The organism is Proteus mirabilis HI4320, from assembly GCF_000069965.1.
Taxonomy (GTDB): domain Bacteria; phylum Pseudomonadota; class Gammaproteobacteria; order Enterobacterales; family Enterobacteriaceae; genus Proteus; species Proteus mirabilis.
The window spans coordinates 1,162,493-1,183,472 of record NC_010554.1 but is presented as its reverse complement, the minus strand read 5'-3'; the positions used below and the strand labels follow the sequence as shown (position 1 = coordinate 1,183,472).

Here is a 20,980-nt window from a genome sequence, read left to right as displayed (position 1 = left end):
AAAAGCTGGACGTATATCCAGCCTGCGAAAAACTAATCTGTTTTACCAACAGATAGCCTATCTTAACCTGCCTCGCGTTAAAACAAGACGCGGATCACCTACACGCAATAAGTTTTGATTAAAGTGACAGTGTGTAATCGCAATCGCTAGCGCATCTGCAGCATCTGCCTGTGGCGCTGCGGATAGTTTTAAGATTGAGCGTACCATATGTTGTACTTGGCTTTTATCTGCTCCCCCTGTTCCTACCACACTCTGTTTTACTTGACGTGCCGCATATTCAAATACGGGAAGATCATTATTGACTGCCGCTAAAATCGCCACACCTCTTGCTTGGCCTAATTTTAATGCTGAGTCTGCATTTTTTGCCATAAAGACTTGTTCAACAGAAAATACATCGGGTGAAAATTGAGTGATGATTTCACTGACTCCCGCATAAATGCGTTTCAGTCGGCTTGGTAGATCAGGAACCTGTGTACGAATACATCCGCTTCCTAAATAGATAAGTTGTCGCCCTTGTTGGCGAATTACGCCATATCCCGTGACACGAGAGCCAGGGTCAATACCTAAAATAATAGCCATAACAATTCCTATGGCGGATAAGGTCGATGGCGAGAGAAAAGAGCAAATACGCTTGCTCTGCTCTTCTCTTCGCACTATTCAACGCAGTGTAAAACACCACTATTGGCCGTTATCGTGATACCAATTACAGAATATCTTCCAGTTGTTTTGCAACTTCATCAGAGATATCACCGTTGTGATACACTTCTTGCACATCGTCGCTATCTTCTAGCATATCGATAAGGCGCATTAATTTTGGTGCGGTATCAATATCAAGCTCTGCTTTTGTTGATGGGATCATGGAAACTTCCGCTGATTCAGCGACAAAACCCGCAGCATCCATGGCATCTTTTACTTCACCGAAAGCTTCAGGGGTTGTGTAAACGTCAATAGCACCATCATCATAAGTTTCAACGTCTTCTGCACCCGCTTCTAGTGCGGCTTCCATGACGGCATCTTCATCAACACCCGGTGCATAAGAAATAACACCTTTTTTGGTAAAGAGATAAGATACCGAACCGTCCGTTCCTAAGTTACCACCTGTTTTGGTGAAGGCATGGCGAACATCGGAAACAGTACGGTTACGATTATCACTTAAACATTCAACCATAACAGCAGTACCACCAGGGCCGTAGCCTTCATAAATGATGGTTTCCATATTATCGTTTTCATCATTTCCCGCACCGCGAGCAATCGCGCGGTTTAGTGTGTCACGAGTCATGTTGTTAGATAATGCTTTATCAACTGCCGCACGTAGACGTGGGTTAGTTGCAGGATCACCACCACCTAAACGTGCTGCTGTAACTAATTCACGAATAATTTTAGTGAAAATCTTACCGCGTTTCGCATCTTGCGCTGCTTTACGGTGTTTAGTATTGGCCCATTTACTATGACCTGCCATGAAAATATCTCCAAACGTGGTCTAATAATTAAATAACAAATTCTTCAATCGCTTGCTGATTGCTGGCTGACTTAGTTAATTTTGCCGCCAGTGGCGCATCTAACCATTGGTATTGCGTATGCTCAGTCAGTTCAATTTCCCGTTCAGAGGGAAGTGCTAACATAAACCAATGTTCCTGACAATGTGTCACATTAGGCGCATAACGATGGCGAAAGTGTGCGAATATCTCAAAAATAATTGAACGATGGCAATCCACCAGCTCAAGATTTTCTTTTATGATATCAATTCCTACTTCTTCCTGCACTTCTCGTAATGCGGCCTGATAAGGTGTTTCGCCCTCTTCAAGGCTCCCTGTCACAGATTGCCAGAAATCAGGATCATCTCGACGCTTCAGCATAAGCACCCGCTTAGTCTGTTTGGCATAGATAACAACTAAAACACATACTGGGTGCTTATATTTCATCATTTACTCGTTATCTGTGCTAACTTCTTTTTCTGTCACTTGAATAGCCAGCTCTTTTAACGCGTCTTCATTTGCAAAACTTGGTGCATTGGTCATTAAGCAAGCCGCTGCCGTGGTTTTCGGGAACGCGATAACATCACGGATATTATCTGTTCCTGTTAATAACATCACTAAGCGGTCTAAACCAAATGCTAACCCTGCATGCGGTGGTGTACCAAATTTTAGCGCATCTAATAAGAAACCGAATTTCTCACGTTGCTCATCCGGAGTAATACCTAAAATGCTAAATACCGCTTGTTGCATTTCATTACGATGGATACGCACTGAGCCACCACCAACTTCATAACCGTTAATGACCATATCATAGGCATTAGCTACAGCGCCTACAGGATGTGCGGTTAGCTCTGCCGGTGTGAGATCTTTTGGTGAAGTAAATGGATGGTGCATTGCACTTAGGCTGCCGGTATCTTCATCTTCTTCAAACATTGGGAAATCAATAACCCACAGTGGTTTCCATGCGTTAAGATCAGTTAATTCCAGATCACGACCGACTTTCAGGCGCAACGCTCCCATAGCATCACTCATGGTACCTTGACGACCCGCACCAAAGAAAATTAAGTCGCCATCTGTTGCATTTGTTGCCGCTAAGATGCTGTTAACCACATCATTAGTCAGGAATTTAGCAATAGGGCTTTGTACCCCTTCGATACCTTTTGCCTTTTCGTTGACTTTCATCCACGCTAGGCCTTTGGCACCATAAATACTGACAAATTGAGTATATTCGTCGATATTTTTACGAGTTAACGATGCACCACCCGGTACACGTAACGCGATAACACGACATTTTTCATCATTAGCCGCTTGTGCAAAGACGCTAAACTCAACATTTTTCACTAAATCAGCAATATCGATGAGTTCCATTGGGTTACGTAGGTCTGGTTTATCAGAGCCGTAACGACGCATAGCCTCAGCAAAGGTCATGACAGGGAATGCCCCTAAATCAACATTCAGGATATCTAGCCACAATGCGTGGATCATGCGCTCCATCACTTCACGCACTTGTTCTGCGGTCATGAAAGAGGTTTCAACATCGATTTGGGTAAATTCAGGTTGGCGATCAGCACGTAAATCTTCATCACGGAAACATTTTACGATTTGATAATAGCGATCAAAACCAGACATCATTAACAGCTGTTTGAAAAGCTGTGGTGATTGAGGTAATGCGTAGAATTTACCTTTATGAACACGACTTGGTACTAAATAGTCACGCGCACCTTCTGGCGTTGCTTTAGTTAGCATTGGCGTTTCTACATCAAGGAACCCTTCACCATCCATAAAGCGACGAACAAAACTTGTGATTTTCGCACGAGTTTTTAGGCGTTGTGACATTTCAGGGCGACGTAAATCTAAATAACGATAAGTTAAACGACGCTCTTCTGTATTCGTTTGGTTGCTATCTAAAGGTAGCGCTTCAGAACGGTTAAAAATAGACAGCGATTCTGCCGCTAGTTCAATTTCACCTGTTGCCATATTTTTATTAACTTGGCTATCAGGGCGAGCACGTACTGTTCCTGTGACTTGAATACAAAATTCATTACGCAGTTCTGAAGCCTGTGAAAATGCCTCTTTCTGCTCTGGGTCAAAAAAGACCTGAACGATACCTTCACGATCTCGCATATCAATAAAGATAAGTCCACCTAAGTCACGGCGGCGGTTAACCCAACCACAAAGAGTCACTTTTTGGCCCACATGGGCGCTATTCAACTGCCCACAATAATTAGTACGCATACAATATCCTTTTACTCAGCTTGTTGTGCTTTCTGCTGCGGAAATTTTGGCAATAGTCTTTTTCGAGTAGTGTCAAAAAAAAGGCAGACATTATAACGAAAATTCTTCCCGACGATAAGAGTATAGACCTAGATTATATGATACATCTTTTCAAGGATTTGCTAATCCCCAAATAATTAATTAATAATAATTATTTATAGCGACATAAATCGCTTTGAGGTTTATCATTAAATTCGCCGTTTTTTTAGTTTTGGCAATGGAGAAAAGATGGTTAGCTCGCTTTATATCGTATTGGGCGCACTATTATTGATTAAATTGTCCCTAAATGTTGTAAAACTTAGAACACAATATCGAGTTGCATACGGTGATGGTGGTTTTTATGAGTTACAAACCGCTATTCGCGTCCATGGTAATGCAGTGGAATACATCCCTATTTCTATGATTTTATTACTTATCATGGAAATGAATGGCGCCTTTGTTTGGATGGTACATATTTGTGGCTCCATTTTAATAGCCGGTCGTCTTCTTCACTCTTACGGGTTGAAACACCGCGAGATACGCTGGCGTCGTTCTGGCATGGCAGCAACCTATTTATCAATGGTCTTAATGATCCTTGCTAATATTTACTTCCTTCCTTGGATACAAATTTTTTCCTTCTACTATTAATACCACAAGGAAAATATGATCATCCATGATCACAATAGACATCCTTGCTGTTGAGTCTAATAACGGCAAGGTATCGAAAAGGTTTACCTGTTTTTCTAATTTATTTCTAAATAATGCAACTTTGTGAGCAACGTCGCTTCTGGTAGAATACCCGCTTCTTTTATTCTTTAAGTCTATTTTAGTTATGTCTAATTCAAAATCAGCACCACAAGACAACTTATTTGCGACACCTATTGCTAATCTTGGTGACTGGCGCTTTGATGAAAAAGTCGCTGAAGTGTTCCCTGATATGATCAAACGCTCAGTGCCCGGTTACTCCAATATTATTTCCATGATAGGCATGTTAGCGGGTCGTTTTGTCACCCCTCACAGCCAAGTTTATGACTTAGGATGTTCGTTAGGTGCTGCTACCCTTTCCATGCGTCGTAATATCGATGTAGCGGGATGTAAAATTATTGGTGTTGATAATTCACCTGCGATGGTTGAGCGTTGTCAACGTCATATTGATGCTTATAAAGCAGCAACACCCGTTGAAATTATTGAAGGCGATATCCTTGATATTGACATTAATAATGCCTCGATGGTTGTCCTTAATTTCACCTTACAATTTTTAGCCCCTGATAATCGCCAAAGATTATTAAATCGAATTTACCAAGGGTTAAATCCTGGTGGGGTTTTAGTGTTATCAGAAAAATTCAGTTTTCAAGATAAACAAATTGGTGAATTACTGTTTAATATGCACCACGACTTTAAACGTGCTAATGGCTACAGTGAATTAGAGATTAGTCAAAAACGTAGTATGTTAGAAAATGTGATGCTCACTGATCCTGTTGAAACACATAAATCACGCTTACATCAAGCAGGTTTTCCTCATGCTGAAGTTTGGTTCCAATGTTTTAATTTTGGCTCTCTGTTAGCCATTAAAGGCGAATAATCATGATAAATTTTAGCTCATTTTATCAACATATTGCGCAAGATGAACGGTTATTTCATTGGCTTGATACGCTGCCGGCACAATTATCAGAATGGCGCGCCCATGCTTTACATGGCCATTTTGCTTCATGGGAAAGAATGCTGGAAAACTTACCTGAGATTACTCCCACTGAACTTAATTTAAAGCAAGGTGTTATCGCCAATAAAACCCCAGCATTAAGTACCGGTGAACAACTTGGTTTAACGAATATTCTAAAAGCGTTAATGCCATGGCGCAAAGGCCCTTTTTCTCTTTATGGTGTCAATATTGATACTGAATGGCGTTCAGATTGGAAATGGGATCGCGTATTGCCCCATCTTTCGCCTCTTAAAGGCCGATTAGTTTTAGATGTTGGTTGTGGTAGTGGTTATCATATGTGGCGGATGCTTGGTGAAGGGGCTGATTTTGTTGTCGGTATCGATCCCACTCAGCTCTTTTTATGCCAATTTGAAGCAGTCAGAAAATTATTAGGTAACGATCAGCGTGCCCATTTAATCCCTGTCGGCATTGAACAAATGCCAGAACTAAATGCTTTTGATACGGTATTTTCAATGGGGGTTCTTTACCACCGTCGTTCACCACTTGATCATCTTTGGCAATTGAAAAATCAGCTCGTTTCTGGTGGTGAATTAGTATTAGAGAGTCTTGTGATTGATGGTGATGAATTCCAATGTTTAATTCCTGGTGAGCGTTATGCACAGATGCGTAATGTGTACTTTATACCGTCAGCCAAAATGCTCAAAGTATGGTTAGAAAAATGCGGTTTTAAAGATGTACGCATTGTTGATGAAAATGTCACATCACTCGAAGAGCAACGTAAAACGGATTGGATGGTGACTGATTCATTAGAAGCATTCTTAGATCCTCTCGATCACACCAAAACCGTTGAAGGCTATCCAGCTCCTAAACGGGCAATTTTAATTGCGACTAAACCTTAATTAACCACGAGTCATTTCTATAAAAAGGGTATTTATCAATAATACCCTTTTTATAACCTGTTGGTTTTATTTTCTGTTTATATAAAATCCCCGTGTCTATAAACAATAAATTTTATTTGAGTATTGATTAAGGTTTTTTTGTCATTATAATTCTTCATGATTTTATCTTTTTTCTCTCCAAGAGGTACTTCCCTACAATGAACTAAATTCTGCCAGAAAATTCTCTCAATACCGTTTTGGTATCCATTTTCTGTTACTGGCAGACACTCGTTTATTGCTCTATAAACTCAATTAAGATCATTGCTGTCTGCCACCTATTTTTTAGGAGGCTTAATTATGACGATCGCCTGTCAATTTTCTCAGCTTAATATTGAATTCAATCAAGAAGCGCTTTTCCCACCGCTGACTCATTCACTGACTTGCCAAAGAAATGCTTTAATTGGTCAGAACGGTAAAGGAAAATCGGTGCTGTTAAAATTGTTAGCACAAAAACTATTGCCTTCATCAGGCCATATCATGTGGCGTATGCCTTTTATTCATGTCGACCAGCTTACTCGCCTAACAGGTAATACCATTGCTGATGCTTTAGGTATAGAGACTTTTTTTCAAGCATTTAAGCGGGTTGATAACGGCAGTGCTTCATTAGAAGATTTTGAGTTACTTGAAGATAAGTGGCATTTGCCCATGACTTGGCAAAATTTACTTCATTCAGCACAACTGCCGGTTTCACTTGATACACCTATTCCCCACTTAAGTGGTGGTGAGCAAACGCGTTTAGCATTATGTCAGGCTTTTTTACATGACGATCATTTTCTATTATTAGATGAACCAGATAACCATCTCGATCATCAAGGTCAGCAATGGCTCGTTGAACAATTAATGCATCATAAATCAGGTGTATTATTTATTAGCCATAATCGACATTTATTATCTTATGCTGAAAATATATTTGAACTGAGTGAAAAAGGCTTACAAGAATATGGCGGTAATTATTCGCTTTATGAAACACAAAAAAATGCGCAAATAGCCTCAATCGAAGCTGCAAATGAGCGTATCAATAGTCAAATAAAACAGGAAAAACGCCAACAACATGTAACATTACAAAAAGCATTACAGCGACGTAAACAAGGTGAAAAGATAAGAAACAGCGGCTCTCAATCACTGTTACTTCTTGATATGCAAACCAATCGAGCTGAGAAAAAACAGTCATCAATAGCTAAACGACATCAGCGCGTTATGGATGATATGCAGTCACAAAAACAACAGTTAGAACAAGAGTTAACTCATATTCATCAGCAAAAATTAATATTAAACTATCAAGGCGATGGCCATCGGTTAAATGTATTTGCCACAGAGCTTGTTTTACCTTTTGGCAAGCAAACTCCCTACTCCTTTTCCGCTTATGGTGGTGAACATTGGCATATACAAGGTAAAAATGGCAGCGGTAAGTCAACCTTATTAAAATGTTTAATGGGCAAGCTATCCCCGTTATCCGGCGAATATCGTCTCAACCCAAATTATTGCTATCTTGATCAACATTTAACTTTATTAGATAAATCATTACCCGTTGCTGAAGCGTTATATCAATACCAGCCATTAATGACCATTGAGCAGTGGCGCACAAAACTGGGTATGTTACGTATTCGAGGTAACAAGTCTTTATTTCCTTTAGAAACACTCAGTGGCGGTGAGCAATTAAAAGCAACACTATTAGCATTAATTTATAGTCCTCAACCCCCTGCCGTTTTATTATTAGATGAACCAGATAATTATTTAGATTTAGACTCTAAACAATTATTGGAAAATTTATTATCTCAATATCAAGGAACATTATTATTAATCTCTCACGATGAAGATTTTGTTAAACAATGTGGTATAACAAATACATTATTACTCTAATAGCAACATACCAAACTAATTAGCCCCCAGGTTAAAACAGTATAGACGCTAGAAGCAATAAAAAATTTTAGCGTCTTTACTACTAATAATCTTTTTATTTTTAATCTTAACGATAAATATTATTAGCAGTTTCTATTGTTTTATTTTATTTTTTGGATATTTATTTTTAACAGTCTGTTAATTATAAAACTTAACTCAATAAACACTATTTCAATATTATTCTCCACTGTGAGGAATTTTATAATATAAAAAGCAGTAAAATATTTGCTAACTTTAATCTTTAACTTATTCATTATTAATGAGGATCTATTTTAATTTTTATCAAATTATTGTTAGCTAAATGGAGAAAACTTTATGTTAAAACATTATTTATTAGCCATTATTATAGGGTGCAGTATATTTCCTGCCTTCTCTGCCACTATGCCATCAAAGCAAGATAATAGTCCCGCGCCAGCAGCAAAATGGAATTGCTGGGGAAGAAAAGAAGTGAATATGTCTAATCGAAATATCAATAATAAATCGGTCAGTTTAAAGTTAAGTACTGATATTTGTGATAGAAAAGATCTAAGACCATTATTTATCGATGTTTATCTACACAAGATATCCTTTAAAGGGGCGAAATACGATGGGATAACTATTGATATTATCGCCAATGCCACTCATAAATTAACAGGGAAAACACAAGAAATAAGATCAACAGAAAATATTAATAACATAGATGAACATGTGCAGAGATTGCAGTTTAGCGCAGTGCGTTCGGGAGATTATAACGTAGATATAAAACAGATATGGCTTATTTTTAGGGAGCATGGTAAAGCAGTAGGTTCATTTCAGATAACAGGGGATAATGCTCGTAATGGCGAGGCTTATATCGAATCTCATATCACCTATAATGCAATGCTTTCTCTCATTGAGAACGCAAAATCAGAAACATTAACAACAGGAAAACCAAGTCATATCGTTTTTGGTGGTCATTATGAAATACCAATGAATGCAGGCTCAGGAACCTATACATTAGCCAATAACGGCAATCTACTGATTATTCCTAGGATCCATGAAAAAGAAAAATACCTTATTCCTCATCTATTAGGTGATACTCATCAAGGCGAGGCAGCTCGCTGCGAAGGTAATACAAATGCTAAAACACAGGATGGCACTTCACAGACAGCGGAGCTTTATACCCCAGAACAGGCATGGAACAAACTAGATAAACCGTTAGTGGCTTTAAATGCAAACTATTTTGATGTTCGTCCTCAACTCAATAACACCACTTGGCAGAGTAATCTTTGCTCAGTGCCATTAGGGATATATTACGATAATATCGCGCAAGGGCCCACTCATGGTACTCATAACGAGCCCAATCAGTTTTTTGCAGGGCCTAATTACTTTATCAATAACAATAATGAACAAATCGCATTAGATGCACTGTTTTGGGTGTTAGATCAAACATCTAGGATAGATATCTACTATAGCAAAAAAGTATCTGATCCTGCGATTGAACTGTATGCTAATGAACTCTCTTTATCAGGATATCACTTTATTGCTATATCAGGATCCGGTTTACCTGTTCGCGGATTAACACCGCTTCCTACCCCTGATTCTGGCGATTCAGAGACAACCCGACTCGCAATGGGTGCTGATGATAACAATAGCCTTATTTATATTTTCCAAGGTGGCAGTTATAGAGAGGGAATAAGTCGCAATGATCTGCATCATTTATATTATGGCCTTAGCATTGCGCAATCTATGGAGTTAGATGGCGGTGGTTCAGCTGCGCTGGCTTTAAAGGCAGATGAATTCACAGTGAGAGGTGATACAAGGCCTGATTCATCTTGTAACGAAGCAGGTTTGTGGTGCTCTTTGATAACACAACCTGACGGAAAACATCGCCCCGTTCCATCTTGGATTGGTCTGGCTATTAATAATCTAGCTATTGGTCAATAAATTTAATAAAGGGAGTGAAACACTATCACTCCCTTTCGATTTATAAAAGATTATATTAATTAACAGATGTTGTATAAATACTCATAATATCCTTCATTGCCCCCACCACATCTTCATCCACACAATAATGGGTAAATTCATCCACTTCGCTGTCTGAACTCATGGTGACCCCCGCTTTACGATAATTCATTGTCGAGGGTGCTTGTTTGCCCGCTGAGCTATGGATCTCTTGTAATCCCGAGTCTAAAAATTTCTGAATATTACTTAAACGAACTCCCGCCCCCGCCATGATAATCGGCCCTTGGGTTTTTTCATTCAGTGTTCTTAATAGAGGTAAGCCTAATTCAGCATTAGCTTGCTGACCTGAGGTTAAAATACGAGCAACACCTAATTGAGTCAGCTGATCTAACGCTAGCAATGGATTAATACACATATCAAAAGCGCGATGAAACGTAATGGCTAAAGGCCCTGCTAATTCCATCAAAATCGCCATTTTAGGTAAATCAATGTGACCTTCTTCATTTAATATACCAACCACAGCACCGGAAAAACCCATATCACGGATCATACTGATATCGTTTTTCATCGCAGCAAAATCGGCTTGGCTATAACAAAAATCACCACCACGCGGACGAATAATAGGATGAACGGGGATACGAACGAGATCTATGACTTGTTTTAATATTCCATAACTCGGTGTTACACCCCCTTCTGACGGGCTTGTACACAGCTCAATTCTATCAGCCCCCGAACGTTCTGCGATCAGTGCGCATTCTGCACCAAAGCAACAAATCTCCAGTTTTGCCATACCACCCCTCTCTATCCTTAATACAGAAAGCAATTAGAAAATAACGATATTTCTCAGCAACTACTATCAGTAATTGTTAATAATAGTTGTCGAATATCGTTACTCATTCAATTCCAATATCAGAATTTTGTGCTGATACAAGCAATTTATTTTCTAAAAATGTTGTTCAACACTCACTTTCTACAATTTTCAGTAAGGAATATGGGTGATACTTTATGGTAACGATACCATCGGTTATGGCAACGGTTGGATTAGGTAAACGTTCTTTTTCAGCTTTAGGTTCACTTATTTTAATTCTAATCCCTTCAGGTAAAGGATGGGGTAATAATGTCATCACCTTTTCAACTAATTTTTCAGGAGCAACATTTATTACCTGTTCAATATGTTCCCAACCTTGATATTGGTATTTTTTATCTGTTGGATAAGGTAACTCAACAATAGATATTTGCTGGCCTAACAGTGTTAAAGGTGAGGCTAGCTTAAAGAGATAAATAGGTCGCCCATTAATCATATTATCTGAAATACACTCGCCACATTGACTTAAGCCATTACGCCACTGTTCTGCTAACGCCAAATCGTGACAACGTAACGATATATGATCGGTTTGATAAGCATCAAGGTCGAGGGATAGTTTATTCGCCAGTAGAGTTAAATTTTTTGCAAATAGAGGAAGCTCTTGCGTTAAGTTATTTAAGAAAGGAATTGCGGAAAAAAGCACCATGATAAGTAACCTAAGAGAAAAAACAGAGAAAAACCCTTAAAGATAAGGCGCAGATAGTAGCATGTTCTAGCTAGAATATGTTATAAATTCAAGGTTAAATTCATATTCTTTATAAAAACCTGTCTGGCTAATGTCGTCAGGTTTTATTTTCTCAATAATTTAAGGTAACCCGGTGAATATTCAGGCTTTTCTTTCAGAAAAAATCAGTATGGCGATGAGCGCTGCTGGCGCCCCTGCTGATAGCGAACCACTTGTCCGTCAGTCAGCTAAAGTGCAATTTGGTGACTATCAGGCGAATGGTGTCATGGGAGCGGCAAAAAAAATGGGTATCCCACCCCGACAACTCGCAGAAAAAATTCTGGAACACCTTGATATCACAGATATTGCAGATAAAGTTGAAATAGCAGGCCCTGGTTTTATCAATATCTTCTTATCACCCGTTTGGGTTGCACAACAAGCCGAATTCGCATTAGCGGATGAGCACCTTAATATTACCAAGGTAACTCCTGAAACGATTGTGATTGACTACTCATCACCTAACGTTGCAAAGCAAATGCATGTGGGTCACTTGCGTTCAACCATTATTGGTGATGCCAGCGCACGTACTCTCTCTTTTTTAGGTCATAATGTTATTCGCGCTAATCACCTTGGTGATTGGGGTACGCAATTCGGTATGCTGATTGCTTATTTAGAGAAAAAGCAAAATGAAAATGCCGCAGATATGGCATTAGCGGATCTCGAAGAGTTCTATCGTGAAGCTAAAAAATGTTATGACGAAGATGAAGTATTCGCTGAACGTGCCCGTAATTATGTCGTTAGACTACAAGGTGGTGATGAATACTGCCGTACTATGTGGCGCAAGCTTGTCGATATCACAATGCAACAAAATCAGCTAACTTATCAACGCCTTAATGTCACTTTAACCGAAGATGATATTATGGGTGAAAGTCTTTATAACCCAATGTTGCCGGGTATTGTTGCTGATCTTAAAGCAAAAGGTCTTGCTGTTGAAAGTGAAGGCGCTACTGTTGTTTTCCTTGATGAATATAAAAACAAGGAAGGCGAACCAATGGGAGTCATTATCCAGAAAAAAGATGGTGGTTACCTTTATACAACAACGGATATTGCCTGTGCTAAATATCGCCATGAACAATTACATGCAAACCGCGTATTATATTACATCGACTCACGTCAACATCAGCATTTAATGCAGGCATGGACTATTGTCCGTAAAGCAGGCTATATTCCTGATAGTATGTCACTCGAACACCATATGTTTGGCATGATGTTAGGTAAAGATGGGCGTCCATTTAAAACGCGCTCGGGTGGCACAGTACGTTTAACTGACTTACTCGATGAGGCTCATGAAAGAGCATTAACATTAATTCGCGAAAAAAATCCTGATATGGATGAAGAGGAATTAAATAATATTGCTCGTGTAGTGGGCATTGGTGCTGTTAAATACGCAGATTTATCAAAGAACAGAACCACCGATTATATTTTCGATTGGGATCTGATGTTAAGTTTTGAAGGTAATACTGCACCTTATATGCAATATGCCTATACTCGTGTTGCCTCTATCTTTAAACGTGCAGATATAGATGAAAGCGCATTAACCCAGCCTATCTCATTAACACAGCCTCATGAAAAACAACTGGCACTACGTTTAGTACAGTTTGACGAGACTATCACGCAGGTTGCACGTGAAGGTACACCTCATGTGATGTGTGCATACTTATATGATTTAGCGCAGTCCTTCTCAGGTTTTTACGAGAACTGCCCTATTCTATCGGCCGAAGATGACAATGTACGCCAAAGCCGTCTTAAGCTAGCACGTTTAACAGCAAGAACCTTAAAGCAAGGCTTAGAGACTTTAGGTATTGAAACTGTCGATAGAATGTAATTAAGCCATTATATTTATCTAAAAAAACCGATGGTGAAATCACCATCGGTTTTTCATTATAGAAACTTAATAGATAGAAACTTAATAGCGAGTTGATTAACCGTTAATCTTAACTAACAATAAACCATGCCTTGATGCTAATATCACTAGTCTTCATTAGCCGTGATCACATCCTCACAGAGAAGACCAGAAACATCTTTAACATCAATCCAACCATCAACACTGTCTATTGGCTTATCTGGGCTGTATAAGCGCTGATCAACATCTTTTGCCGTAAAGCTGACTTGTTCATTAGTTTTATTAAATACGCCGACACAGTTAACGGGTGTCAGTTGAGAGGTTTTGATTTTTCCATCTGCAGTGCAACCAGCAAGAAATAATGTGGCTAATGATACCGAAAGGATAATGGCCTTTTTCATAATCGCTCCTAAAACACACTTTATTTTTTAGTGTGATAAAATACTCGTTAAATGATTATTTAGTAGTTTTTATTCTACATATTCAACGGTTATAACGCTTGATAACTTAGTTAATTATAATAAATTAGATAGAAAATAATTTGCGTTATAGAGCTATTAATAGAAAAAATAAAGAAAGGTATTCAAGAATAAGAAAAGAGAGGGAAAAACAGAAAACAAAGACGGGAGAAATGAAAAAACCACTATCAGGTTTTAGACCTAAAATGAGTAGTTATAACTACTTACCAATCACAGATCCAAAATAAATTTCATTATTAACACAATCTACTGTTCACTGCTTATCCCTAGCAATCGCATTATCTATCCGAAGCGCAGACAAAATAGATATGATTGCTTTCAGTAGTACTGAACGATAACAAGCAAATAACTTTACAGTCACTGTTAATCTACCTGAATGAAAAAATAATAATATGTCTCAAATCAAAGAATTCAAATGTTTTAAAATATAGCTCAACATTTTGAAATATTCGTAATATCTCATCATTTAGTAAGAAATATTTAACAGATGTGTCAATTTTTAAACCTAAACAACACAAGAGAGTTTATCTAAAAAAAGATAATTTGTCAAAGCGTAAGTTGCTAGAAAATAGCGTCTATTTTTTTACTTTATGTAAAATATTACTTAAAGTACACAATTTGTCTAAACCCATCACCTTTAAAATATGTTAAGTTTTTCTTATTAATTAACGGTTAAATATGGGCTAATATAGGCAAAAAATGGAGAATTTATTTATTTGACAGAAAAAAAATTAATAAAAAAATAAATATTTATCTCTTGTTTTCCTTCACGACTATTCGCTAGAAAATTTAATCATGTATTTTATTGCGTAAATTACATGGTATAAATGTGATCTAGATAACAATATTTTTTGTCTAAAATAAGAGAAAAACACTAACTATAGGTGATGTTAAATAGTGGTAATAAATAGACAACGCCCCACTTTGTTACACTCAGTGAGGCGCCAGTTTGACAATAAAATTATAATGCGCGTAGAGAAAAATGCTTCGGTCTAAATCCAACAGCATATAAAGTGACAAAATAACTTGCGGCACCAGCTACAACAACAAGTAATAAACGTAAAATACGCATTAGCATATTCCCTTGTTGCCAATCAGGCATCACCCATAGCATGCCGACTAATACAGCACTCATCACAGCTAACGCAATAGCAAGTTTTAATAAAAAGATAGGCCAACCCGCTAATGGTTGATAAATATCTTGTTTACGGATTTGCCAAAATAGCATTCCTGCATTAAAACAAGCGGCTAATCCAATCGAAAGAGCCAGTCCCACATGCTTTAAACTCCCAACAAAAGCAAGGTTCATTAATTGAGTCAAAATAAGCGTTGCAATGGCAATTTTAACCGGGGTTTTAATATCTTGGCGAGAATAAAAGCCCGGTGCTAATATTTTTATAATAATTAACCCCATTAACCCAATGCAATACGCCACTAATGCTTGTTGAGTCATTAGCGCATCATGCCCATTAAAATTACCATATTGAAATAACGAAATGGTTAAAGGGCCTGATAATAAAGCCAAACCCAAGGTACAAGGTAAAGCCAATAAAAAACAAAGCCTTAATCCCCAATCCATTAATTTCTGATATTCTTGTGTGTTGCCGCTGGCAAAACTTTTAGATAATGAAGGTAATAGAATTGTTCCTAATGCCACCCCTAACACACCAGTAGGAAGTTCCATTAGGCGATCGGCGTAATACATCCAAGAGACTGAGCCAGACACCAAGAATGAGGCAAAAATAGTATTGATGATCAGCGAAATTTGGCTGACAGAAACCCCTAAAATAGCGGGTCCCATCAATTTAATAACACGCCACACTCCGCTATTTTTAAACGAGATCCGCGGTAATACCAACATCCCTATTTTTTTCAGATGCGGAAGTTGATACCCCAACTGTAAAATTCCTCCTGCTAAAACAGCCCAAGCAAGCGCCATAATAGGTGGATCACAATAAGGAGCAACAACGAGAGCAAAAAAGATCATACTCACGTTTAACAACGTAGGTGCAAAAGCTGGAACAGAAAAGCGATTCCAAGTATTTAAAATAGACCCTGTTAATGATGCTAATGAAATTAATAAAATATAGGGAAAGGTGATTTTCAATAGATCCGTTGTGAGTTGGAATTTATCCGCTGAATCAGCAAAACCGGGTGCCGTAATATAAATAACCCACGGTGCGGCAACTATCCCTATTACTGTGACAATCGCTAAGATCAACGTCAGCATTCCCGATACATAAGCAATAAAGGTACGAGTTGCCTCTTCTCCCTGTTGACTTTTATACTCAGCTAAAATAGGAACAAATGCCTGTGAAAATGCGCCTTCGGCAAAAATGCGTCGCAATAGATTAGGTAGTTTAAAAGCAACAAAAAAAGCATCGGTTGCCATACCTGCGCCAAAAATACGCGCAATAATCGCATCACGAATAAAGCCCAGTACTCGTGAAAACATCGTCATCGAACTCACTGCAGCCAGTGATTTAAGTAAATTCATAGTTCATTCTAGTGTTTGTTGTGGTAAGGAATAAAAAGAAAGAGACTATACTCCGTCTCTCACACTGAAAAATCAATCATCAACTTGCTAGGAATACACTTAACTGTTTTTTTGATCAAAAAATAGTTCACCTTAGTCAAAAAACTCAATATGTTAATGTATATTCGCCATTATCCTTTGGGAAAAGGACGAGTTGTTAATGCGGTAAGTACATGATCACGCCATTCTTGATTTATCTGCAGATAATTTTTAGCGTAACCTTCTCGTTCAAAGCCATGTTTAGCCAATAAATTACCACTGCGTAAATTATGAGGCATATAATTTGCCATAATACGATGCATTCCTTGTTGACGTTGCATAAAGCGTAATGTTTCATGCAATGCTTCTGACATATAGCCTTGCCCTTGCCACTTCTCACCGACTGAATAACCTAAAAAGCAGGCATTAAAAGCACCACGCATGACATTGCTGTAATTAGCGACCCCAATGACTTCATCTTCTTTTGGCGTCAATAATAGAAAATGAAAAGCACTCTCTTGGCGATGCAATTCATTTATATAAAGTAAGCGGTGCTCCCACCCTGAAGGTAAATAGTGCGATTTATCTCTTACTGGCTCCCAAGGGATCAAGAAATGGCGGTTTAGTGTATAGTAATTAGCTAACTTCTCTGCATCTCTTTCATAAGCTAAGCGAACGATCATTCTTTTCGTTTCAAAACGAACTTTAGGGATCCCACTACGATAACCAAACATATCAGTCCTGTTGTATTTTTGATTAATCTTATTCTGAAGTAATCCTACTATTTCTAGCATTATCATCAATAAAAAAATATCATCTATAATAAGCTATCAATTAATAAAATTAACAGACAGAATAGATAAACAAAGCTCTGTCTTTGCCCTCCCTTTTATTTATTTTAAATCATTTGTTTAACTTATGGTGAATAATGGCACTGGTAACACAAGCTCGCACCTTGGGGAAATACTTTCTCCTCCTTGACAATATGCTGGTTGTTTTAGGATTTTTTGTCGTATTCCCTTTAATATCAATTCGGTTTGTTGAGCAATTAGGCTGGGCGGGTGTGATTGTCGGCTTTGCCCTTGGGTTAAGACAACTTGTTCAGCAAGGCTTAGGTATTTTTGGCGGTGCCATCGCCGACCGATTTGGTGCTAAGCCGATGATTATTACCGGTATGCTATTACGTGCTCTTGGCTTTGCATTAATGGCTTTAGCGGATAAACCTTGGATCCTTTGGTTATCTTGTATTTTATCTGCACTCGGTGGCACTTTATTTGATCCGCCAAGAACTGCCCTCGTGATAAAATTAACTCGCCCTTATGAACGGGGTCGGTTTTATTCTTTATTATTAATGCAAGATAGTGCGGGTGCCGTTATTGGGGCTTTAATTGGCAGTTGGTTACTCCTTTATGATTTCCATTTAGTTTGTTGGGTTGGCGCTGGCATATTCGTTCTTGCGGCTATTTTTAATGCTTGGTTACTACCTGCCTATCGTATATCAACCACGAGAACACCGATAAAAGAAGGGCTAAAACGCGTTATTCTTGATAAACGTTTTGTTCAGTATGTTCTTACTCTTACGGGATATTTTGTACTATCGGTACAAGTTATGCTGATGTTTCCGATCGTTGTTAATGAAATTGCCGGCACCCCTAGCGCAGTAAAATGGATGTATGCAATTGAAGCTTTATTATCATTAACACTGCTTTATCCTATTGCCCGTTGGAGTGAAAAACATTTTCGCCTAGAACAACGCTTAATGGCAGGATTATTTTTGATGAGTATCAGTATGTTTCCTGTGGGGATCACCCACTCATTACATGCCATATTTCTTATTATCACCCTATTTTACCTAGGCACTATTACCGCAGAGCCTGCTCGAGAAACATTAAGTGCCTCTTTAGCAGATCCTCGTGCTCGAGGCAGTTATATGGGTTTTAGTCGATTAGGGTTAGCTTTTGGTGGCGCGATTGGCTATACCGGAGGGGGATGGATGTATGATATTGGCAAACAACTTGAACTGCCTGAACTACCTTGGTTTTTATTAGGCTCAATAGGATTTATCACCCTTTACGCACTACATCGACAATTTAATCGTAAAAAAATTGAAACAGCCATGCTTACCCCATAGAGATCAGGTACACTTAGCGTGTTTACCATCAAGGAGTGTGTATGAAAGCTATTTTTTTGACTGCTTTATTTGTATTAACTAGTTTAGTGACTGGCTGTGATCAAATCAGACAATTTGATGTCAGTGAAAAAGTAATTAATGACTATCTGAGTCAAAAATCGGGATTACAAAAACACATTGGGGAAGACGGTGTTGTTTCTGCCGATATCACATTAAGTGATTTAGCGATCCAAATTGGTCGTACTGAGCCTGGAAAAGTGAGCTTTTCTGGTAGTGCTTCTCTTAAAATTGATTCTTTGTTTGGCAAAACTGGCGCGAATGTGAATTTAACTTTATCAGGCCAACCCTTTTATCAAGCAGAGCTTGGGGCGATATATATCAAGTCAATGAAAATTGATAGCTATAAAGTGTCTCCTGAAAAAATGGAGCCGGTTGTAATGGCATTAAAACCTTACTTAGATACGACTATTGCGACTTATTTTGATAATCAGCCTGTTTATGTGCTCAACCCTGAAAAAAATAGTGCAGAAGCGGCTGCCTTTAAATTAGCAAAAGGGATTGAAGTTAAACCGGGTAAGTTTGTGATCCAACTTTAATCACAAAATGGTTAATTAAATATTTTTATCGTAATAAGGGCATTGGTTTTTATAAATATAAATAATTATAATATATATTGAATATTAATCATGATGATGAGTCATAGGATTAATGCTGATATAAATTAATTATTTTCTAGCCATAACATGCGCAATAAGCGGAACGGCACCCAAATAAGATAGCTATTCTAGGGTGCCGTTGAAAACATCAACGTTTTTATTATAGGATTTAATTATTTATTTTTCGTTTTCTTCATCTGATAATTCTTCCCGTAATGCAGAAAGTGCACCACGCGTAATTGCTGCTAAAGTACGATAAAAATTTGTTTTAGCATGCGCTTCAACCTTACCTAAAAAGGTTCCCGCCCAAGGTAATAGATAGTTATCAAATAACTGTGTTTGTGCTAATACTTCATCTTGTGCGGCATTATCTTCAAGCCAAGAAGCCGCAAGTAACAGCGCACCAAAGCTATCTGTCGCTGATCCGGTGACAGGCATACCTCGAGTGACTAAGAATTGACGAATATCTTGCTCTTTTATATCACCGTAATCATGTGCATAAAGAGATACTGCGGGTATTGGGTCAGCAAAAAGCGATTGGTAGTCAGCTTCTACTGCCGCTAAATCAGCTACGCTACTTTTTAACGTTTTGAACAGCTCATCTTGCTCTAATGGCCATAATTGGCTTAGTTTATCTTCCGCTATCATGGTTATGATCGGTGCTAAAATAGCATCACTCGGTGCTCGTTGAAATAATGTACCTAATAAACGGCAGACAATCGAAAATTCATTCATTCTATTTTTACCCCATAAAGTTTGGTTTTATTGTCCTGTTAACCACCAGAAAATCAACAATTTTCTTTATTCTCTTTTCACTCTATTCCATTAATTACACATTATTTTCAGTCATTAATAACAGAAAAAGCGCGCTCTTATCATTAAGCTATATAGCCTAATATAAGAAACGCGCCTAATCCCATGCTATTTCTATTACGACAATAACACTTTATTGCATCATTTAGCTGGCGATATCGAGAAAATTATCTCTGACACCATTAACTCGAAACCACCCTGCAATACTGATCCTTTCTTTATGAGTAGGTAATACTTCATGTGGAAATTGTTCTGAAAGAAAAACCACTAAACGACCACCTTGAGGGGCGACTGTCGCTAATTGATTATCATCCAGATCATAGATAACTAGCTCTCCACCGTCTTGTGGTGTCCATTCATCATTAAGATATAACACTGTCGTTAAACGTCTTGTGACATTTTCTTTAAATGCATCAAGATGTTTTTTATAGAAAGCACCTTTTTCATAACAAGCGAAATGAGCTTCATATTCAAACAGCCCTAAAAAGAACTCACGATTAACTGCTCGTTGAATGCTTTCCATCTGCATAAGATAATGTTGAACTGGCTCTCCCATTTGCGGCTCTAGCCAACGAATTTTATCACTGCGTATCGTGGTTTCTGCTAATAGGTTTTCATGACGTCCTATACGTGCTTGTTGTGCATCATTACCAAAACAAGCACGCAATTGTTTAACCGCCTCTGGTGTAAGGAAATCATCCCATACACACCAACCTTTATCTGCAATTTGTTCAAGAAGACTTGCTATATTCATTAGTCATATTGTCTGATTAACAGGGGAAACTATCTTATAGCACCATATTAGG

19 protein-coding genes are annotated in these 20,980 nt (G+C 38.2%); 8 read left to right on the top strand and 11 right to left on the bottom strand.

Annotation, left to right across the window (positions count from 1 at the left end):
- Nucleotides 1–57: 57 nt before the first annotated feature.
- The 4 genes from ruvC to aspS all read right to left on the bottom strand — a co-directional run bounded on the left by ruvC (nt 58) and on the right by aspS (nt 3,710).
- Complete coding sequence (ruvC, locus tag PMI_RS05405) at nt 58–579, bottom strand: crossover junction endodeoxyribonuclease RuvC (protein ID WP_004242730.1); 522 nt, start codon at nt 577–579, stop codon at nt 58–60.
- Nucleotides 580–703: 124 nt separating this feature from the next.
- Nucleotides 704–1,459, bottom strand: coding sequence for a YebC/PmpR family DNA-binding transcriptional regulator (locus tag PMI_RS05400; RefSeq protein ID WP_004242729.1), 756 nt, complete (start codon nt 1,457–1,459; stop codon nt 704–706).
- Nucleotides 1,460–1,487: 28 nt separating this feature from the next.
- Complete coding sequence (gene nudB / locus PMI_RS05395; protein WP_004247981.1) at nt 1,488–1,922, bottom strand: dihydroneopterin triphosphate diphosphatase; 435 nt, start codon at nt 1,920–1,922, stop codon at nt 1,488–1,490.
- 3 nt (nt 1,923–1,925) lie between these two features.
- Entirely contained in the window at nt 1,926–3,710 is a 1,785-nt protein-coding gene (gene aspS / locus PMI_RS05390; protein ID WP_004247980.1) for an aspartate--tRNA ligase, read from the bottom strand.
- A 267-nt stretch (nt 3,711–3,977) separates the two neighbouring features.
- Here aspS and PMI_RS05385 point away from each other — a divergent pair, with 267 nt between their 5' ends.
- From PMI_RS05385 to PMI_RS05365, 5 genes are all read left to right on the top strand, one after another.
- Nucleotides 3,978–4,376 (top strand): MAPEG family protein, encoded by a 399-nt coding sequence (locus tag PMI_RS05385; RefSeq protein WP_004242719.1) that lies wholly within the window; start codon nt 3,978–3,980, stop codon nt 4,374–4,376.
- Between the two features lie 184 nt (nt 4,377–4,560).
- Nucleotides 4,561–5,310, top strand: coding sequence for a carboxy-S-adenosyl-L-methionine synthase CmoA (gene cmoA, locus PMI_RS05380; protein ID WP_004242718.1), 750 nt, complete (start codon nt 4,561–4,563; stop codon nt 5,308–5,310).
- 2 nt (nt 5,311–5,312) lie between these two features.
- Entirely contained in the window at nt 5,313–6,287 is a 975-nt protein-coding gene (gene cmoB / locus PMI_RS05375) for a tRNA 5-methoxyuridine(34)/uridine 5-oxyacetic acid(34) synthase CmoB (protein WP_004242717.1), read from the top strand.
- A 336-nt stretch (nt 6,288–6,623) separates the two neighbouring features.
- Nucleotides 6,624–8,186 carry an ATP-binding cassette domain-containing protein gene (locus tag PMI_RS05370; RefSeq protein ID WP_012367857.1) on the top strand — a complete coding sequence of 521 codons (1,563 nt, stop codon included), beginning with the start codon at nt 6,624–6,626 and terminating at the stop codon, nt 8,184–8,186.
- A 354-nt stretch (nt 8,187–8,540) separates the two neighbouring features.
- Complete coding sequence (locus PMI_RS05365) at nt 8,541–10,130, top strand: phosphodiester glycosidase family protein (RefSeq protein WP_004247978.1); 1,590 nt, start codon at nt 8,541–8,543, stop codon at nt 10,128–10,130.
- Between the two features lie 55 nt (nt 10,131–10,185).
- Here the strand turns inward: PMI_RS05365 and cutC are convergent, their stop codons facing one another.
- Nucleotides 10,186–10,938: a copper homeostasis protein CutC gene (gene cutC / locus PMI_RS05360; RefSeq protein ID WP_004242710.1), complete on the bottom strand. Its 753-nt coding sequence runs from the start codon at nt 10,936–10,938 to the stop codon at nt 10,186–10,188.
- A 166-nt stretch (nt 10,939–11,104) separates the two neighbouring features.
- Complete coding sequence (locus tag PMI_RS05355; protein WP_004247977.1) at nt 11,105–11,659, bottom strand: VOC family protein; 555 nt, start codon at nt 11,657–11,659, stop codon at nt 11,105–11,107.
- 172 nt (nt 11,660–11,831) lie between these two features.
- On the opposite strand from PMI_RS05355, the gene argS reads away from it, so the two are divergent.
- Nucleotides 11,832–13,562 (top strand): arginine--tRNA ligase, encoded by a 1,731-nt coding sequence (gene argS / locus PMI_RS05350; protein WP_012367856.1) that lies wholly within the window; start codon nt 11,832–11,834, stop codon nt 13,560–13,562.
- A gap of 146 nt (nt 13,563–13,708) precedes the next feature.
- Here argS and PMI_RS05345 read toward each other — a convergent pair whose 3' ends face one another.
- The 3 genes from PMI_RS05345 to rimJ all read right to left on the bottom strand — a co-directional run bounded on the left by PMI_RS05345 (nt 13,709) and on the right by rimJ (nt 17,308).
- Nucleotides 13,709–13,981, bottom strand: coding sequence for a hypothetical protein (locus PMI_RS05345; protein ID WP_004247976.1), 273 nt, complete (start codon nt 13,979–13,981; stop codon nt 13,709–13,711).
- Between the two features lie 1,039 nt (nt 13,982–15,020).
- Entirely contained in the window at nt 15,021–16,556 is a 1,536-nt protein-coding gene (gene murJ, locus PMI_RS05340) for a murein biosynthesis integral membrane protein MurJ (RefSeq protein ID WP_004242702.1), read from the bottom strand.
- 170 nt (nt 16,557–16,726) lie between these two features.
- Nucleotides 16,727–17,308, bottom strand: coding sequence for a ribosomal protein S5-alanine N-acetyltransferase (gene rimJ, locus PMI_RS05335; RefSeq protein WP_004251376.1), 582 nt, complete (start codon nt 17,306–17,308; stop codon nt 16,727–16,729).
- A gap of 194 nt (nt 17,309–17,502) precedes the next feature.
- Between rimJ and mdtH the strand changes: the two genes are divergently transcribed.
- Together mdtH and PMI_RS05325 are read left to right on the top strand one after the other, a co-directional pair.
- Complete coding sequence (mdtH, locus tag PMI_RS05330; RefSeq protein ID WP_012367855.1) at nt 17,503–18,705, top strand: multidrug efflux MFS transporter MdtH; 1,203 nt, start codon at nt 17,503–17,505, stop codon at nt 18,703–18,705.
- 41 nt (nt 18,706–18,746) lie between these two features.
- On the top strand, nt 18,747–19,301 hold the full coding sequence (locus PMI_RS05325) for a lipoprotein (protein ID WP_004247972.1): 555 nt from the start codon (nt 18,747–18,749) through the stop codon (nt 19,299–19,301).
- Between the two features lie 237 nt (nt 19,302–19,538).
- On the opposite strand, the gene PMI_RS05320 is transcribed toward PMI_RS05325, so the two are convergent.
- Nucleotides 19,539–20,096, bottom strand: coding sequence for a TorD/DmsD family molecular chaperone (locus tag PMI_RS05320; RefSeq protein ID WP_004242698.1), 558 nt, complete (start codon nt 20,094–20,096; stop codon nt 19,539–19,541).
- Between the two features lie 223 nt (nt 20,097–20,319).
- On the bottom strand, nt 20,320–20,928 hold the full coding sequence (locus tag PMI_RS05315) for a 2OG-Fe(II) oxygenase (RefSeq protein ID WP_004242697.1): 609 nt from the start codon (nt 20,926–20,928) through the stop codon (nt 20,320–20,322).
- Nucleotides 20,929–20,980: the final 52 nt, after the last annotated feature.

What these genes read in the sequence shown, in the direction of transcription:
- ruvC (WP_004242730.1), bottom strand. Translation starts at nt 579, where the DNA reads ATGGCTATTATTTTAGGTATTGACCCTGGCTCTCGTGTCACGGGATAT.
- PMI_RS05400 (WP_004242729.1), bottom strand. Translation starts at nt 1,459, where the DNA reads ATGGCAGGTCATAGTAAATGGGCCAATACTAAACACCGTAAAGCAGCG.
- nudB (WP_004247981.1), bottom strand. Translation starts at nt 1,922, where the DNA reads ATGAAATATAAGCACCCAGTATGTGTTTTAGTTGTTATCTATGCCAAA.
- aspS (WP_004247980.1), bottom strand. Translation starts at nt 3,710, where the DNA reads ATGCGTACTAATTATTGTGGGCAGTTGAATAGCGCCCATGTGGGCCAA.
- PMI_RS05385 (WP_004242719.1), top strand. Translation starts at nt 3,978, where the DNA reads ATGGTTAGCTCGCTTTATATCGTATTGGGCGCACTATTATTGATTAAA.
- cmoA (WP_004242718.1), top strand. Translation starts at nt 4,561, where the DNA reads ATGTCTAATTCAAAATCAGCACCACAAGACAACTTATTTGCGACACCT.
- cmoB (WP_004242717.1), top strand. Translation starts at nt 5,313, where the DNA reads ATGATAAATTTTAGCTCATTTTATCAACATATTGCGCAAGATGAACGG.
- PMI_RS05370 (WP_012367857.1), top strand. Translation starts at nt 6,624, where the DNA reads ATGACGATCGCCTGTCAATTTTCTCAGCTTAATATTGAATTCAATCAA.
- PMI_RS05365 (WP_004247978.1), top strand. Translation starts at nt 8,541, where the DNA reads ATGTTAAAACATTATTTATTAGCCATTATTATAGGGTGCAGTATATTT.
- cutC (WP_004242710.1), bottom strand. Translation starts at nt 10,938, where the DNA reads ATGGCAAAACTGGAGATTTGTTGCTTTGGTGCAGAATGCGCACTGATC.
- PMI_RS05355 (WP_004247977.1), bottom strand. Translation starts at nt 11,659, where the DNA reads ATGGTGCTTTTTTCCGCAATTCCTTTCTTAAATAACTTAACGCAAGAG.
- PMI_RS05345 (WP_004247976.1), bottom strand. Translation starts at nt 13,981, where the DNA reads ATGAAAAAGGCCATTATCCTTTCGGTATCATTAGCCACATTATTTCTT.
- murJ (WP_004242702.1), bottom strand. Translation starts at nt 16,556, where the DNA reads ATGAATTTACTTAAATCACTGGCTGCAGTGAGTTCGATGACGATGTTT.
- rimJ (WP_004251376.1), bottom strand. Translation starts at nt 17,308, where the DNA reads ATGTTTGGTTATCGTAGTGGGATCCCTAAAGTTCGTTTTGAAACGAAA.
- mdtH (WP_012367855.1), top strand. Translation starts at nt 17,503, where the DNA reads ATGGCACTGGTAACACAAGCTCGCACCTTGGGGAAATACTTTCTCCTC.
- PMI_RS05325 (WP_004247972.1), top strand. Translation starts at nt 18,747, where the DNA reads ATGAAAGCTATTTTTTTGACTGCTTTATTTGTATTAACTAGTTTAGTG.
- PMI_RS05320 (WP_004242698.1), bottom strand. Translation starts at nt 20,096, where the DNA reads ATGAATGAATTTTCGATTGTCTGCCGTTTATTAGGTACATTATTTCAA.
- PMI_RS05315 (WP_004242697.1), bottom strand. Translation starts at nt 20,928, where the DNA reads ATGAATATAGCAAGTCTTCTTGAACAAATTGCAGATAAAGGTTGGTGT.